The organism is Paraburkholderia sp. UCT2 (assembly GCF_014397665.1).
Lineage (GTDB): Bacteria > Pseudomonadota > Gammaproteobacteria > Burkholderiales > Burkholderiaceae > Paraburkholderia > Paraburkholderia tuberum.
In genome coordinates, this window is the sequence record NZ_VZQO01000126.1 from 1 (window position 1) to 1,457 (window position 1,457).

The 1,457-nt window shown below is 65.5% G+C and carries 1 protein-coding gene; it reads left to right on the top strand.

Annotation, left to right across the window (positions count from 1 at the left end):
- A partial coding sequence (locus tag F6X39_RS36025) for a hypothetical protein (RefSeq protein ID WP_187620140.1) occupies positions 1–1,457 on the top strand: 1,457 nt, incomplete at both ends.

A 1,457-nucleotide genomic window follows, 5' to 3' on the forward strand; every position in this document is an offset into this window, starting at 1 on the left:
GGCTTGCTTTCGTTGCCCGCGGGATCACGCTCCACCACCGTGAACTCGTGCTCGCCTTCTTCCAGCGGCGTATCAGGCGTGAAGCTCCAGTTGCCGTCCTCGTCGACCTGCGTCTCGCCAACCGGCGTGCCGTTGTCGATCACGATGATCGTGTCGCCCGGTTCACCCTTGCCCACCAGCGTCGGCGTCGTGTCGTCCGTGCTCTCGCCATTGCCCACCGGTCCCTGGATCGGACCTTCGTCGTCAATCGCTTCGCCAATGACTGGCTGGTCCGGCGCATCAACATCCGCATCCGCATCCGCGTCAGCATCAGCATCGGCATCGGCATCAGCGTCAGCGTCAGCGTCCGCATCCGCATCCGCATCAGCGTCCGCGTCCGCATCGGCGTCAGCATCAGCATCCGCGTCAGCATCCGCATCCGCGTCAGCATCGGCATCCGCATCGGCGTCAGCATCCGCATCGGCGTCAGCATCCGCATCCGCATCCGCATCCGCATCCGCGTCAGCATCGGCATCGGCATCGGCATCGGCATCCGCGTCAGCATCCGCGTCGGCATCAGCATCCGCATCGGCGTCCGCATCCGCATCCGCATCAGCGTCGGCATCCGCATCCGCATCCGCATCCGCATCGGAATCTGCATCCGCATCCGCATCCGCATCCGCATCCGCATCCGCATCCGCGTCAGCATCCGCATCCGCATCCGCATCGGCATCCGCGTCAGCATCCGCGTCAGCATCCGCATCAGCGTCAGCATCCGCGTCAGCATCCGCATCGGCATCAGCGTCAGCATCCGCATCGGCATCAGCATCCGCATCGGCATCAGCGTCCGCATCGGCATCGGCATCGGCATCGGCATCGGCATCGGCATCAGCATCAGCATCAGCATCAGCATCGGCGTCAGCATCCGCATCCGCGTCGGCATCCGCGTCGGCATCCGCGTCGGCGTCAGCATCCGCATCCGCATCCGCGTCAGCATCCGCGTCAGCATCCGCATCCGCATCCGCATCGGCATCAGCATCAGCATCGGCATCGGCATCGGCATCGGCATCGGCGTCAGCATCCGCGTCCGCATCCGCGTCCGCATCCGCATCCGCGTCAGCGTCAGCGTCAGCATCGGCATCCGCATCGGCGTCAGCATCCGCATCCGCATCGGCGTCAGCATCCGCATCCGCATCCGCATCCGCATCCGCGTCAGCGTCAGCGTCAGCGTCAGCATCAGCATCCGCATCAGCATCCGCGTCCGCGTCCGCATCCGCATCCGCGTCGGCATCGGCATCGGCATCGGCATCGGCATCGGCATCGGCATCGGCATCAGCATCAGCATCAGCATCAGCATCAGCATCAGCATCAGCATCGGCGTCCGCATCCGCATCCGCGTCGGCATCCGCGTCGGCATCCGCATCCGCATCCGCATCCGCATCCGCATCCGCGTCAGCATCCGCATCAGCATCCGCATC